A 14,657-nucleotide genomic window follows, 5' to 3' on the forward strand; every position below is an offset into this window, starting at 1 on the left:
CGTCAGGCCTACTCCAGCGACCGCCATGACCACTGAAAAGCAAAGCGTCAGCATCGGATTCATCCCCCGTTGTTACTTGGCCACTGCGGCCAGCACCGCTCGGGTGGACATGCGCGTTCCGATCGTGATCCGAGCGGCGCCGTCGGAGTAGTGGCGGGCCTTCAGCCCGCTGTCGCCGAAGACCTCTCGCCATCCGCGCCCGATGGCCGGAAGGTAGACGAAGTTCGCGTGCCCATCGGTGGTGTATACGCCCTTTGCACGAAGGCGCCGGCGCAGGTAATCGCGCTCGCCGTTGATTCGCAGAGCGCGTCGCCGCAATTGGTCTTCGGCGTCGTAGCACGCCGCCACCGCGACCAGGCTGGTGATGCCCATGCCGAAGGGCAATTGCATCCCCCACAGTGTCGTGGACAAGTCGGGTGAGGAGAATCCGTACCCAATGCGAAGTCCGGCCAACCCATAGGCCTTCGAGAACGTCCGCAAAATAACGACATTCGGAAAGCGCCGGATCAGGTCGGGCCCGTCGATGCGATGCTGGGGGGCGACATACTCGATGTAGGCCTCGTCGAGCAGCACGATCGTGTCGACCGGCACCCGCCGCAGGAATCGATTCACATCCGCGACGGGTTCCAGGGTGCCGGTCGGGTTGTGGGGCCGGCACAGGACGACGACGCGTGCGTCCGCTGCCGCTTCGGCCATCGCCTCCAGGTCGTGGTGGCCGTGCTTGTCGAGCGGAACAATGATCGATGTCAGGCGGGCCATCCGGGCGAAGATCGGATACCCGTCAAAAGTCGGCTCGCTCAGCATAATCCGGTCACCGGGCTGGGTCACCGCGTGCAGGACCTGCATCACCACCCCGCTCGCACCCGATCCCAGCACCACTTGCTCGTCGCGGACCCCGATATGACCGGCGATCAAGCGGCGCAGCCGTTCGGGCAGAAACTCCGGATACCGGTTGGCGACGTCGATCGAGCGGATCAGCGCCGAGCGCACCGCCGGCAACGGTGGAAACGGGTTCTCGTTGAGCGACAATGCGAACGGATCGGTCGCGTTTGGCAGCGCATCGTGGATCTCCGCGGCGGCAGAGCTCGCCTGCACAAGGGGCAGCATCAGCTTCGCCCGCCCCACCGGACCGCCGCCGCACCCGCGAAGTCACCGGCGTGCGCGAAGGCGGCCATCATCACGACGTCGCCGTCCTTGACCTGGCCGTCCGATATCGCACGATCCAGGTTGATCGGGATCCCGGCGCCGAACAGGTTGCCGCATTCGTCAAACGTGTCGCGATGACGTTCGGGCGGCACCTCGAGCGCTTCGCGCCAGTTGCGCAGGAACACCCGGTTGGGCTGGTTGGTGACCAGCAGGTCGATATCCTTGGACGGCAGGCCGATTCGATCGCAAACTGCGAGCGCCACTTCGGGGACCTGCCGATTGCCCCGCGCCAGCACCTTGGCGATCTGGGTTTCGGTGAACCCGATGGAGGCCTCACCGGGGCCGGCCTGCCACCACTTGCGTGGTGGGTCGATGACGAGTGTCATGTCGCCCGCGTATTCGCCGTAGGTGCGGCACTCGATGCCAAGGATGGGTGATCGATCCGAGAGTGTCACCAATGCGACGCCGGCACCGTCACCGGGAACTGCGGCCTGCGCCTTGCGGCGCACCCCGGGCTGGTCGAATGCCTGCCCGGCGGCGTTCTGGGCGATCGCGATCAGCGCGGTGCTCCCCTCCCCCGACGCGAGTAGCTGGCGGGCCACATTGAGACCCAGCAAGAACGCGGCACACCCGCCGTTATGCAGATCCAGCACCCAGTTGGGGCGCATGCCCAGCCGGTTCGCGATGGCGCCACCCCCGCCGTAGAACGGCATGTCGGGCATTTGGGCGTGGGTGATCAGCACGTCGACGTTGGCGATGACATCTTGGCCGTGCCGTTCGATCAGACCCTGTGCGGCTCGCTCGATCATGTCGGTCGCCGTTTCGTCCGGCCCGACGTGATGGCGGAACTTCGGCGCGCGGAACATCAGGTTGGCCGCGAGGTCGTCTGAGCCGGCGAACCGCGCGTAGTAGTCGGCGCCGATGGGTTCGCCCGGCAGATACGTGGAAACGTCCGTGAGGCTGACGCTGGGTTGTTTCATGATGTACTCATCCAGGACGGCGTGACGGGCAGCCCGTTACGGTGGCGGTATTCGACGATTGACTTGAGGTTGTTCAGTTCCAGCCCATGACCGGCACCGAAGATGTCCCAGAAGTCGCCCACCCAGCCCGTCCGATCCGGCGGGGCGGCCTCGGGATACGGGTTGTGGTCGTAGAACGGGTGGCGGCAATTGGTCCACAGCACAACGGAACCGGGCTTGCCAAGCACCGGCTGCGCGTCGATCACCCGCATAAGGTAGATCATCCACAGGTGCTCGCCCTGGTCCCAGGCGCAGTGGTAGTCGACGGTGCGGGCCCCGGCGTTGGCCACCGTGCGCGTGTAGATCTTGGTATCCGGAAGCAACCGGTCGTAGGCCAGCCACAGCCCGGGCTGCTCGGTCGGCGTGAAGTCACGCAGGGTATAGGTCCACTCCTCGAGGCTGCGGGTGTGGGCCAGGTACTCGAACAGCTCGTCGGGCGGGCAATCGACGTAGTCGTTGACCGTGCAGTACTGGCCGAAGACCTGGTCGTGCGGGTAGACCGACCGCATCTTCGCCATGAACGCCGGGGCGGTCTCCTCAAGCGGCGAGGTCTCGATACGTACCACTCCCTCGATCGGCTCGCTGCTGCCGCTGTGAACGGCGATATCGTCAAGCGCTGCTGCGGACATGGAATTGGTTCTCCTTCTGCGTTGTGATCTGTTGTTCGACAACGTGGTTGGTGGGTTGTCTGTTCAGGAATGCTGCGAACGGCGGGATTTCGTCGGCGGCGCACTCGACGCTGACCACGGATGGACCGTCGACGGCCATCGCCCGTTCCAGCGCTGCCGGCAGTGCGGCGATATCTGCCACGTCGACCGAGGACAGCCCGGGGAACATGCCCGCCAGACCGGCTCCCAGCCGGCTGGGAGCGAACCGGTTGTAGCTGTACAGGTCGTCGTAGAACAGCTGCTCGCGCGTGACGCACATGGCGTGGGCGTTGTTGTTGAACAACACGAACGTCACCGGAAGCCGGTACTGCACCGCGGTGTGCACCTCCATGCCGTGCATGAAGAATGCACCGTCCCCGGCGATCACCACGGTGCGACCGCCGCTGCGTCCGCTGTTGGCACGGCCGAAGGCCATCCCGATACCGGCACCGAAGCTGTAGCCCATGCCGCCCATGCCAAGCGCGACCGCGAACCGACCGCCCCGGCGAACGGACAGGTGATGGATCGCGGCCGCGCCGGTGTTGCCGGCATCGACGACGATGTCGGTTCCGTCGGGCAACACGCGATCGAGCGTGACCATGGCATCGCGGTAGCGCACGCCCCCACCCGCGAAGGGGGGTGGACTGAGTTCGGCTTCTGCGACGAAATCGGGCACGCGTAGCCACCTCGGCCGACCTGGCCCGGACAACGCCCGGGTCAGCTTCCGCAGCGACCCTCGCAGGTCTTCGGTGTGCACATGCGTGCACGGCAGGTACGGCGGTGCTGAGCCGATGGAGATCGTCTGCACCACCGCGAGCGCGTCATCGAGGCCGGTGCGGGCGGTCACCGAAAGTCGGGTGCCGACCACCAGACACACGGCGCTGGCCGCCACCGCGTCGGCCACGCCGGGATGGCCCATCACACCGGTCACGCCGAGCGCCGACGACGAACCGGAACCCGGTGTGCCGGCGGCATCTTTGGCGTCGGGCACACACGCCACCCGTGCGCGCAGCAGGGCGCGCAGCTCCTCGAGTTCGGCCCGGGCATCGTCACGCGCTACCTGCTCGCCGGCGATGATCGTGACGGCTCCAGTCGCTCGGCGCAGGGCGCGCACAATCGCGTGTGGATCCCCGATCCGTCGGCCTGGGCACGCGAGGCCATGGTGGTCGTTACCGCCGTAGCCGTTGATGCCGATCCTCGCTTGCTGAATATCCTTGGGTAGTAATAAAACCGCGGGGCCTCCGGTACGTGCCGCCGCGATGGCGCTGGGCAACGCCGAAACGATGTCGGCGGGTGTCAACACCCGCCGACAAAAGACCGATACCGCCGAAAACAATGCTTCTGCATTCATTGATCCGTTGCGGCCACTGGTGTCTTGAAAGCTGCCCCGACCGTCCATCGTGCTTGCGGGCTGACCGACCAATGCCAACACCGGCACTCGACTGGACAATGATTCGCCAAGGCCCGGAATGAGATTGAGCGCACCTCCGCCCGACGTCGCCGCCACCACCCCCAAACCGGCGCCGCTACGACTGTACCCATCGGCCATCGTGGCCGCGGAAAACTCGTGTTTGGCCAACACCGCGGTGATGTCCGAACTGAAATATGCTGCGTCGTAAATATCTTCGATGTTGGCGCCGTCGACACCGAATATGTGACCGCCGCCGATTCTCGCGAGGTGCTCGACGATATGATCGACCACTCTGTGTTGCCTTGGCATGTGTCACCTAACGTGTGTAGCTGCCAGTGACACGAGTCGCGAGTGAGTTCAGTTCACCCGGGGGGCGAAAACTCCCAGTGGACGCTCGAGGAGAACCCGGCCGTCGTCAGCGGAAACCACTTGTACAGAGGCGATTTGATCGACACGTGTTGAAGTACGGCCAGCGGGCGATGCCGTATGGCCCGGATTCGCCACCCAGGTGGCCAATCGGGTGCGGCTGCCGTCGCGACCTACCACGACCATCGCTAACCCATCGTGATGGGCGTCCAGCGGGGCCAGACAGACACAGTTCATCGAGATGGACGTTCCCCACCGCTGGCTGGTGAGCGAGACCGTCGAGGCCAGCTTGTCGGTCCCGACCTGTGCCATGGGCTGAGCCGACACGCTCGCCAGCGGCGGCATCGGCGCGGATGTCGAGGATTGGCCCGCAAGGCCGACGAGCACACCGATCGCCAGCACCGCGGCTGCGACGGCCCCGGCGGTCCAACTCACGATGCGGCGCTGGCGCCGCCGCCAGCTCACCTGGGCCAGCAGCGACGGCAGCAAGTGCTTGGGCGGCTCCGCGACCCGGATGTCGGTCTCGTCGATCCGCGCCACCTCGTCGCGATCCAATTGCGACCACAAGGCCGGGATGACGTTGAGCTCGCCAACGGCGTTACGGCACAACAGGCAGTCGGCCAGGTGCGCTTCGAATTCCCGCCGTTCGACGGGCGACAGTGATCCCAGCACGTATGCGGCATCCCACATCGCGTACTCGCCATGCCCGGATGAGTCGCCGTCGGCCGGCGTCCCGGGCCGCCTTTGCGGCATCATCGTGTAAGTTCCCTCCTGGGGAATTCCTTGGTATGTAGGGCATTCGTCGCCGGTGGCCGTTCGGATGGCCGGTAGTGTCGGCGATCGGCCGTCAATCCAGGCTGACTTGCTTGCAGCCCGTTCGCTACGGCTCTGCTAAATGGCTTATGTTGCTTGCTGGTGAAACGATCGAGGGTCCTGTTTGGTTCACGCGTGGCGCACGACCACCGTTCGCCGGGTAGTCCTCAGGCGCCGCCCATCCAGCTGTGGAAGCGGCCATCCGGATCGTAGGCCGAGCGCACCTTGTCGAGGCGCGCCATGTTCGATTCGGTGATGAACCGCGCCGGACGCCGGCAGAGATTCTCGTCGGCGAGCGAGCTGCCGGTCGCCAAGTGCGACATCGCCGCCATGTTGGACGCGGCCCAGTCGCGATACCGGTGATCGTCGGCCGGGTCTTGCCAGATGGTGTAGAGCGCCATGTAGACCTCGTCTTCCAAGCCGTACACCATGTCCGCGCGCTCTGGGGACGTGTTCCAACCCGTGAAGATGAAGTGCGAGGGGTGCGGTGGCATGGTTTCGATGATCTTGCGGATGCCCGGCAGTAGCTCTTGGGCGGAGGCCGACGTGAACATGTTGTCCGCGATATAGCGGTACCCCTTCGGGTAGCTGGTCATTACGGCGGTGTACCAATTCGCCAAAGTTGTCGGGGCATAGGGAAGACTGACGATAGCTTTATCGATGACCGGGCAACTGCCAAGCAGGGCAAGGGCTTTCATGGCCTCGTCCTCCGAGTCGGCGAAGACCGGCGAAGCGATCGTGATGCCGGGCTGGTCGAGCCCGGCTCCCGGAAAGCTGCGCGCGGTGTGGATCTGCAATTCGACCCGGTCGTCGATCTCGGGAATGATCGAGCGCCCCCAGGTGAACACCTCGTCGGCCACCTCGATCGGATACATGTACAGGCAGGTGCCCCAGACCGCGGGACGTGGGTGAACCCGTAGTTTGAAGGCGGTGACCACACCGAAGAAGCCCGGCCCAGCGCCGCGAGCCGCCCAATACATGTCGGGATGGTTCTCGGGGTCGCAGTAGATCTTGTCCCCGTCGGCGGTGACAACTTCCAGTCCGAGCACGCTCTCGCAAGCCGGACCGAGCACCGGACTGTTCCAGCCGTATCCGCCCTGCAGGAGATAGCCACCGAGGCAAATGCCTTCGCAGTGGCCGGCCGGAAAGAACAGCCCTTGGGCGTCCAGTTCCGCCGCGAAGACGCTGGCGACCTTGCCCGGGCCGACGTCGGCGGTCATCCCGTCCGGTTCGACGGTGCAGTGATCGAGGCGGCTGACGTCCAGCAGCAGACCACCGTCGCGTAGGTGACTGGCCGTCCAGCTGTGCCCCCCGGAACGCACACCGACAGGGTATCCGTGGGTCCGGGCATAGCGGATCGCCGCGACGACGTCGTCGGTGTCGTGTGCCTGCACGATTACCTCGGGAAAGCGGTCCGGGAGAAGGCCGTTCCATACCGTTTCCCGACGGGCCAGTTCGTACCCGTCCGCGCCCCGGAAGAAGGTCTTTTCGGCGGTAAGTAAAATCATTGCATCCCTTTATTTTTCGCGGAAGTCCTGATTAAGAAGACACCGCAGTCAAACGTTCGAAACCGCTGCTACACGTGGCGTCCGCGCGGATAGCGGTATCCGCTCCAGATAGACCGCGATCTCGCGGGCCAATGGTGTCGCCCTCATGCGGATCGCCCGCAGCGGGCCGTTGGGCGGAATGCCGTATCCGATCGCGAACATTCCGTCGCCGAGGTGCGACGCGAAGCCGCCGCGGGGTTTGCCGTGCTCGTCGAGGACGCCAAGGTGTCCGACCAGGCGATCGAGATCCGAGCCGAACCCGGTGGCGGCGACGATCACCTGCGGCGCCACGGACGCGCCGTCGGCGAGGATCACGGCGTCGGATTCGACCCCCTCGACGGCGCCGACGACCTCGACGCGCCCGATCCGCACAAGGTCGATGAGCTCGTCGGCCAGCGTCGGGATTCGGCCTCGCGTCTCCACCGTCGCCTTGAGGCCGAGGGTCGGCCGGTCGAAACCGTAGGCGGACAGGTCACCCCACATCAGGCGGTTCATGCGCGCGATCACCGGATCGACCACGCGCGCGGGAACTCTCGAGAACAGCTCGAGGAAGATGTCCGATGGAAACGGCCCGATGGCCCGACGCACGAGATGGGGAGGTGTGCGAACCGCAAGCCAGATCCGTCGCGCGCCGTCGTTAGCGAGCTGAACAGCGATGTCGGCGGCCGAATTGCCCGCGCCGACGACCAGGACGTCGCGGCCGCGGTAGGGCCACGCGTTGGTGAAGTCACCGGAGTGGACGATCTCGCCGTCGAAACGGCCGAGTCCGGGCCATGCGGGGATGGTGGGTGAAGCGTAGTTTCCCGTCGCGAGAACGATAGCCGGGGTCCGGATTTCACCCGACGAGGTGGCGAGTCGCCAGAGAGCACCCACACGGTCGATGCGGTGGACTTCACATCCGAGCATGATCGCGATGTGCTGGCGCGCGACGTAGCTATCGAAATAGCGGACCATGTCCTCCTTGGTCGGCCAGCGCCCGGCGGTCCAGGGAATCCGTTGTCCGGGAAGATGCGACAAGAACCCGGTCGTGTTGAGGCGGAAGTTGTCATAGCGCGTACGCCACGAGATCGCGGGGGCCGCCGCGCGGTCGACGACGAGCGCTGTGATGCCGTGCTGATGATCGAGTTGGCGTGCGACCGCCAGACCCGCGGGCCCCGCGCCGATGACGACCGCGTCGGGACTGACCCGGATCTGCGTCGTCATCCGCGCTTCTCCTGTCATGTCACCCGGGTGCCGCGAACCTCGGGCCCCCAGCACTGACACGATCCGCAACCGCGCGCGGTTCACGAGGGCAGACGGGACTGGCCGCATCCGGGGTGGCTCCGCCCGCCTGAACCGCCGGCCTTGCGACGCCCGTCCGCGGTTACTAGGATATCCAAGTATATCCGCCTCTCACGTGCGTACAACTCGAGGACACCATGACCACACAGATCCCCCACTTCATCGATGGGCAGCGGACCGCCGGCCAGTCCACCCGCAGCGCCGACGTCTTCAACCCCAGCACCGGCGAGGTGCAGGCGCAGGTGCCGATGGCCGGCAAGGCCGACATCGATGCCGCGGTGGCCTCGGCCGTCGAGGCACAAAAGGGTTGGGCGGCGTGGAATCCGCAGCGGCGCGCGCGGGTGCTGATGCGATTCGTCGAGCTGGTCAACGACAATATGGACGAGCTCGCCGAGCTGCTGTCCCTCGAGCACGGCAAGACGGTGGCCGACGCGCGCGGCGACGTCCAGCGCGGCATCGAGGTCATCGAGTTCGCCATCGGCATCCCCCACCTGCTCAAGGGCGAGTACAGCGAAGGCGCCGGCCCGGGCATCGACGTTTACTCGCTGCGCCAGCCGCTGGGGGTGGTCGCCGGCATCACCCCGTTCAACTTCCCGGCCATGATCCCGCTGTGGAAGGCCGGGCCCGCCCTCGCGTGCGGCAACGCCTTCGTGCTCAAGCCCAGCGAGCGCGACCCGTCGGTTCCGGTGCGACTGGCCGAACTGTTCTTGGAAGCGGGCCTGCCGCCCGGTGTGTTCCAGGTCGTGCACGGCGACAAGGAGGCCGTCGACGCCATCCTGCACCACCCCGACATCCAGGCGGTGGGTTTCGTCGGCAGCTCCGACATCGCCCAGTACATCTACGCGACGGCCGCTGCCACGGGCAAACGGTCGCAGTGCTTCGGTGGCGCCAAGAACCACATGATCGTGATGCCCGATGCCGACCTGGACCAGGCCGTCGACGCGCTGATCGGCGCCGGGTACGGCAGCGCGGGCGAACGGTGCATGGCGATCAGCGTCGCAGTGCCCGTCGGCGAGCGGACCGCGGAACGGTTGCGCGCCAGGCTCATTGACCGGATCAATAACCTGCGCGTCGGGCACAGCCTGGACCCCAAGGCCGACTACGGCCCGCTGGTCACCGAGGCCGCATTGGCGCGGGTGCGCGACTACATCGGCCAGGGCGTCGAGGCGGGCGCCGAATTGGTGATCGACGGCCGCGAGCGCGCCAGCGACGACCTGACGTTCGACGATGTCAGCCTCGAGGGCGGATTCTTCATCGGCCCAACGCTGTTCGACCACGTCACTTCCGACATGTCGATCTACACCGACGAGATCTTCGGGCCGGTGCTGTGCATCGTGCGCGCCCACGATTACGAAGAGGCGCTGCGGTTGCCTTCGGAGCACGAGTACGGCAACGGCGTGGCGGTCTTCACCCGCGACGGCGACGCCGCCCGCGACTTCATCTCCCGGGTGCAGGTGGGCATGGTCGGTGTGAACGTGCCGATCCCGGTTCCGGTGGCCTACCACACCTTTGGCGGTTGGAAGCGCTCCGGTTTCGGCGACCTCAACCAGCATGGCCCGTCGTCCATCATCTTCTACACCAAGACCAAGACGGTGACGTCTCGGTGGCCGTCCGGCATCAAGGATGGCGCCGAATTCGTCATCCCCACAATGGATTAGGACTCGATGTTCACCCTCAACGACGACGAGCGGGTCATCACCGAGACGGCGGCCGCGTTCGCCGCCAAACGCCTCGCCCCGCACGCCCTGGAATGGGACGCCGCCAAACACTTTCCGACCGACGTGTTGCGCGAGTCGGCCGAGCTCGGCATGGCGGCGATCTACTGCCGCGAGGACGTCGGCGGCAGCGGCCTGCGCCGGCTCGACGGGGTCCGCATCTTCGAGCAGCTGGCCATCGCCGACCCGACGACCGCAGCGTTCCTGTCCATCCACAACATGTGCGCGTGGATGATCGACAAGTTCGGCACCGCCGAACAGCGCAAGGCGTGGGTGCCGCGGCTGGCCTCGATGGACGTCATCGCGAGTTACTGCCTCACCGAGCCAGGCGCCGGCTCGGACGCCAGCGCGTTGAGCACCCGGGCCGTCCGGGAGGGCGGCGACTACGTGCTCGACGGCGTCAAGCAGTTCATCTCCGGCGCCGGGGCCTCGGACGTCTACGTGGTGATGGCCAGGACCGGCGGTGAGGGCCCGCGCGGAATCTCGGCCTTCGTCATCGAAAAGGGCGCTCCCGGGCTCAGTTTCGGGGCGCTGGAAGAGAAGATGGGCTGGCATGCCCAGCCCACCGCACAGGTGATCCTGGAGGGCGTGCGGGTACCCGCCGAGGCCATGCTGGGCGGCGCGGAGGGCGAGGGCGCCGGATTCGGCATCGCGATGAACGGCCTCAACGGCGGCCGGCTCAACATCGCGGCGTGCTCGCTGGGCGGCGCCCAGTCCGCCTTCGACAAGGCGGGCGCCTACGTCCGGGAACGACAAGCGTTCGGCAAGGCACTGCTCGACGAGCCCACCATCCGGTTCACCCTGGCCGATATGGCCACCGGGCTGGAAACGTCGCGAATGATGTTGTGGCGGGCCGCGGATGCGTTGGACAACGACGACCCCGACAAGGTCGAGCTGTGCGCGATGGCCAAGCGCTACGTCACCGACACCTGCTTCGAGGTGGCCGACAAGGCCCTTCAGCTACACGGCGGCTACGGGTATCTGCGTGAGTATGGTCTGGAAAAGATCGTCCGCGATCTGCGGGTGCATCGAATCCTGGAAGGGACCAACGAAATCATGCGGGTGGTCATCGGCAGGGCCGAGGCCGCGCGCGTGCAGGCGAGCGCGTAGAAGGGTCGGCGATGACCGAGCACCTGACGGTGGCTTTCCTGGGTCTGGGCAATATGGGTGGACCGATGTCGGCGAACCTTGTTGCCGCCAAACATGCGGTGCGCGGGTTCGACCCCGTGCCCGCCGCCGTCGCGGCGGCGGCAGGCAACGGGGTCACGACGTTCGACAGCGCGGCCGACGCGGTGACGGGGGCCGACGTGGTGATTACCATGCTGCCCAACGGCGACCTGGTGAAGCGGTGCTACGCCGACGTGCTGCCGGCCGCCCGGTCGGGCGCACTGTTCATCGACAGCTCCACGATCTCGGTCAACGACGCCCGCGAGGTGCACGCGCTCGCCGAATCGCACGGGGTTGCGCAGCTGGACGCGCCCGTCTCCGGCGGCGTGAAGGGCGCCGTCGCCGGGACGCTGGCGTTCATGGTCGGCGGTGACGAGGCCGCCCTGGAGCGCGCCCGGCTCGTGCTGGAACCCATGGCGGGCAAGGTTATTCACTGCGGCGCAGCCGGGGCCGGCCAGGCGGCCAAGGTGTGCAACAACATGGTGCTGGCGGTGCAGCAGATCGCCGTCGGCGAGGCCTTCGTGCTGGCCGAAAAGCTCGGGCTTTCGGCGCAATCCCTCTTCGACGTCATCACCGGCGCGACCGGCAATTGCTGGGCCGTGCACACCAATTGCCCGGTGCCGGGACCGGTGCCGACATCGCCGGCCAACAACGACTTCAAGCCGGGTTTCGCGACCGCACTGATGAACAAGGACCTGGGCCTGGCCATGGACGCGGTGACCTCGACCGGGTCGGCCGCGCCGCTGGGCAGGCACGCCGCCGAGATCTACGCCAAATTCGCGGCCGACCACGCCGACAAGGACTTCAGCGCGGTGATCGAAATGCTGCGCGACGGCTAGATCGGGCTCAGCGGCGCGCCGAGCGTGTACTCACTGCGAAATAATGCGGGAAAAATCGCACTCAGTGCACGTTCGGCGAAGGATGGCCTTCTTCTCGTTCAATCCGCGAAGTCGCCCGCGTCTCGGCGGAGTGTTTCGATCGATGAAACCAGCGCCCGCGCTTCGGTTTCGGACATCCCGATATCGGCGAACACCTGCTCGTTGAGCGTCACCGTGGCGTCCTCGACCGTCGAGCGGCCCAGGTCGGTGATCTGCACCAGGGTGGTGCGCCCATCGGTGGGGTGCGGCACCCGCTGCACCAGCCCGTCGGCTTCCAGCCGGCGGATCGCATGCGTCACGCTGGTGACGTGGACCTGCAGCCGATCCGACGCCTTGGTGATGGGCAGCGCGCCGGTCCGGCTGAACGCCAGCAGGCGCAGCAACTCGTAGCGGGAGAAACTCAGGTCGTAGGGACGCAACGCCGTCTCGACGCGGGCCAGCAGGATCTGGTGCGCCCGCATCACCGATGTCACCGCGACCATGCCCTGCGCCACGTCGCTCCAACCGGAGCGCTCCCAGTTGTCGCGCGCCGCGGCGATCGGGTCACGCTTCGGCGGTCGTGAGGCGGCCACGCCCCTTCATACCGCACTTGGCGCGCGAGCGTGGCCTTTCCCCAGCGCCGACAGCACCGCCAGTGTCGAGGTGCGGTTGCCCACAGTGATCCGCGCACCACCGTCCGGGTAGCACCGCACCCGCAGCCGGTCGTCGGCGAAAACCTCATGCCACGGCACACCCCGCCCATCCTTCTTCGCGGGCAGATACATGAAGTTCGCGTGCGCGTTCGTCGTGTAGATCCCCAGCGCGCTGAGGCGCATCCGCAGATAACAGCGTTCGGCGTTGATCAACCGGACCCGGTGCAGCAGTTGGTCTTCCGCCGCGTAGGACGCGGCGACCGCGACCAGACTGGTGATCGGCGCGCCGAACGGCAGCTGATGGGACCACAGCGTGGCGGCCAGCTCCCGCGACGCCACGCCGTAACCGATCCGCAGCCCCGCCAGGCCGTAGGCCTTGGAGAAGGTCCGCACCACCACCACATTGGGGAAGCGGGTGACCAACGCCGACACGGCGATGCGGTGCTCGGGCGCGGCGAACTCGATGTAGGCCTCGTCGAGGAGGACGACGGTGTCACGCGGCACGCGGCGCAGGAACGCCGAAACGGCGGCCGCGGATTCCACCGTTCCGGTGGGGTTGTGCGGCCGGCACAGGACGACCACCCGGGCATCGGCGGCGGCGCGGGCCAACCCGTCGAGGTCGTGGTGGCCATGCGCATCCAGGGGAACTGTCCGCGTCTTCAGCCGCGCCATCCGCGCGAGGATCGGGTAACCGTCGAAGGTCGGCGTCGCCATCGCCACCGTGTCGCCCGCAGCGGTCAGTGCCTGTAAGGCCAGCAGCACGATGCCCGTCGCGCCGGCGCCCGGCACCACCCGGGAGGCGGGCACCCCGATGTGGTCGGCGATCACGCCGCGCAGCCGCTCGGGCAGGAACTCGGGGTAGCGGTTGACGGCGTGGACGGACCGCATCAACGCCGACCGCACCGCCGACAACGGCGGGAACGGATTCTCGTTGAGCGACAACGCAAACGGATCCACCGCGTCGGGCAGCGCGTCGCAGCCGTCGCCGGCCACCGGGCTCGGGGCGGGCTGCATCATCCTCGCCCGCCCCAGCGCACCGCCGCCGCACCGGCGAAGTCGCCGGCATGCGCGAAGGCGGCCATCATGACGACATCCCCGGCCTCGGCCTGCCCATCGGAGATCGCGCGATCCAGGTTGATCGGGATCCCGGCGCCGAACAGGTTGCCGCACTCGTCAAAGGTGTCTCGATGGCGTTCGGGCGGCAACTCGAGCGCCTCGCGCCAGTTGCGCAGGAAAACCCGGTTCGGCTGGTTGGTGACGAGCAGATCGATATCCTTGGCGGGCAGGCCTATTCGGTCGCATACCGTCAGCGCCACCTCGGGGACCTGCCGGTTGCCGCGGGCCAGCACCTTGGTGATCTTGCTTTCGGTGAAGCCGATGCTGCCCTCGCCGGCCCCGGCCTGCCACCATTTGCGGGGCGGGTCGTAGGACAGCGTCATCTCGCCGGCGTATTCACCGTAGGTGCGGCACTCGACGTCGAGGATGGGTGATTGGTCGCTGAGCGTGACCAGACCCACCGCCGCACCGTCCCCGGGCACCGCGGACTGTGCCTTGCGGCGGATGGTCGGCTGATCGAAGAACTGACCGGCCGCGTTTTGGGTGATGGCGATCAGCGCGGTGTGCCCGTTACCGGAGGCCAGCAGTTTGCGAGCCACGTTGAGCGCCAACACGAACGCCGCGCAGCCGCCGTTGTTGAGGTCGAGCACCCAGGACGGCCGCATGCCCAGCCGGTGTGCGATGCCGCCGCCTTGCCCGTAAAAGGCCATGTCCGGCACCTGGGTGTGGGTGATGAGCACGTCGGCGCCCTCGACCACGTCGTGGCCGTGCCGCTCGATCAGGCCCTGCGCCGCGCGTTCGATCATGTCGATCGAACTCTCGTCAGGCCCGACGTGGTGGCGAAACTTCGGGGCGCGGAACATCACGTTCTCGCGCAGGTCGTCGGATTCGGCGAATTGCGCGTAGTAGTCGGCGCCGATGGGCTCGCCGGGCAGATAGGTGGAAACGTCGATCAGGCTGACGCTCGGTTGGCTCATGT

Annotated in this window: 12 protein-coding genes and 1 pseudogene; 3 read left to right on the forward strand and 10 right to left on the reverse strand. The window is 66.8% G+C overall.

Annotated elements, in window-relative coordinates:
• Positions 1-72 precede the first annotated feature (72 nt).
• From A5781_RS07790 to A5781_RS07820, 7 genes are all read right to left on the reverse strand, one after another.
• Positions 73-1,107 carry a histidinol-phosphate transaminase gene (locus A5781_RS07790; RefSeq protein ID WP_067203579.1) on the reverse strand — a complete coding sequence of 345 codons (1,035 nt, stop codon included), beginning with the start codon at positions 1,105-1,107 and terminating at the stop codon, positions 73-75.
• Positions 1,107-2,126, reverse strand: a complete 1,020-nt coding sequence (locus A5781_RS07795; RefSeq protein ID WP_067203506.1) for a 3-oxoacyl-ACP synthase III family protein — start codon at positions 2,124-2,126, stop codon at positions 1,107-1,109. Before A5781_RS07795 ends, A5781_RS07790 begins: the two co-directional genes overlap by 1 nt.
• Positions 2,123-2,794 (reverse strand): hypothetical protein, encoded by a 672-nt coding sequence (locus A5781_RS07800; RefSeq protein WP_067203508.1) that lies wholly within the window; start codon positions 2,792-2,794, stop codon positions 2,123-2,125. The genes A5781_RS07795 and A5781_RS07800 overlap by 4 nt, the downstream gene beginning before the upstream one ends.
• Positions 2,775-4,532 carry a thiamine pyrophosphate-binding protein gene (locus A5781_RS07805; RefSeq protein ID WP_067203510.1) on the reverse strand — a complete coding sequence of 586 codons (1,758 nt, stop codon included), beginning with the start codon at positions 4,530-4,532 and terminating at the stop codon, positions 2,775-2,777. The genes A5781_RS07800 and A5781_RS07805 overlap by 20 nt, the downstream gene beginning before the upstream one ends.
• Positions 4,533-4,580: 48 nt before the next feature.
• Entirely contained in the window at positions 4,581-5,342 is a 762-nt protein-coding gene (locus A5781_RS07810; protein ID WP_067203581.1) for an anti-sigma factor, read from the reverse strand.
• Positions 5,343-5,569: 227 nt separating this feature from the next.
• Positions 5,570-6,910: an FAD-binding oxidoreductase gene (locus A5781_RS07815; RefSeq protein WP_067203512.1), complete on the reverse strand. Its 1,341-nt coding sequence runs from the start codon at positions 6,908-6,910 to the stop codon at positions 5,570-5,572.
• 48 nt (positions 6,911-6,958) lie between these two features.
• Positions 6,959-8,152 carry an NAD(P)/FAD-dependent oxidoreductase gene (locus A5781_RS07820; protein ID WP_067203514.1) on the reverse strand — a complete coding sequence of 398 codons (1,194 nt, stop codon included), beginning with the start codon at positions 8,150-8,152 and terminating at the stop codon, positions 6,959-6,961.
• Between the two features lie 215 nt (positions 8,153-8,367).
• Between A5781_RS07820 and A5781_RS07825 the strand changes: the two genes are divergently transcribed.
• From A5781_RS07825 to mmsB, 3 genes are read left to right on the forward strand one after another with little or no spacing between them, the layout of a single operon-like run.
• Positions 8,368-9,888: a CoA-acylating methylmalonate-semialdehyde dehydrogenase gene (locus A5781_RS07825; RefSeq protein WP_067203516.1), complete on the forward strand. Its 1,521-nt coding sequence runs from the start codon at positions 8,368-8,370 to the stop codon at positions 9,886-9,888.
• A 6-nt stretch (positions 9,889-9,894) separates the two neighbouring features.
• Positions 9,895-11,055, forward strand: coding sequence for an acyl-CoA dehydrogenase family protein (locus tag A5781_RS07830; RefSeq protein WP_067203519.1), 1,161 nt, complete (start codon positions 9,895-9,897; stop codon positions 11,053-11,055).
• 11 nt (positions 11,056-11,066) lie between these two features.
• Positions 11,067-11,951 carry a 3-hydroxyisobutyrate dehydrogenase gene (mmsB, locus tag A5781_RS07835; RefSeq protein ID WP_067203521.1) on the forward strand — a complete coding sequence of 295 codons (885 nt, stop codon included), beginning with the start codon at positions 11,067-11,069 and terminating at the stop codon, positions 11,949-11,951.
• Between the two features lie 98 nt (positions 11,952-12,049).
• Here mmsB and A5781_RS07840 read toward each other — a convergent pair whose 3' ends face one another.
• The 3 genes and pseudogenes from A5781_RS07840 to A5781_RS07850 form a co-directional block, all read right to left on the reverse strand.
• The gene (locus A5781_RS07840) at positions 12,050-12,562 is read right to left on the reverse strand and encodes a MarR family transcriptional regulator (RefSeq protein WP_066945783.1); all 513 of its coding nucleotides are present in this window, start codon (positions 12,560-12,562) and stop codon (positions 12,050-12,052) included.
• Positions 12,460-13,636, reverse strand: a pseudogene (locus A5781_RS07845) (histidinol-phosphate transaminase). The gene A5781_RS07840 and the pseudogene A5781_RS07845 overlap by 103 nt, the downstream one beginning before the upstream one ends.
• Complete coding sequence (locus tag A5781_RS07850) at positions 13,636-14,655, reverse strand: 3-oxoacyl-ACP synthase III family protein (protein ID WP_067203522.1); 1,020 nt, start codon at positions 14,653-14,655, stop codon at positions 13,636-13,638. The pseudogene A5781_RS07845 and the gene A5781_RS07850 overlap by 1 nt, the downstream one beginning before the upstream one ends.
• Positions 14,656-14,657 lie beyond the last annotated feature (2 nt).

The organism is Mycobacterium sp. 852002-30065_SCH5024008, assembly GCF_001665645.1.
In the GTDB taxonomy this organism is placed as follows: Bacteria; Actinomycetota; Actinomycetes; order Mycobacteriales; family Mycobacteriaceae; genus Mycobacterium; species Mycobacterium paraffinicum.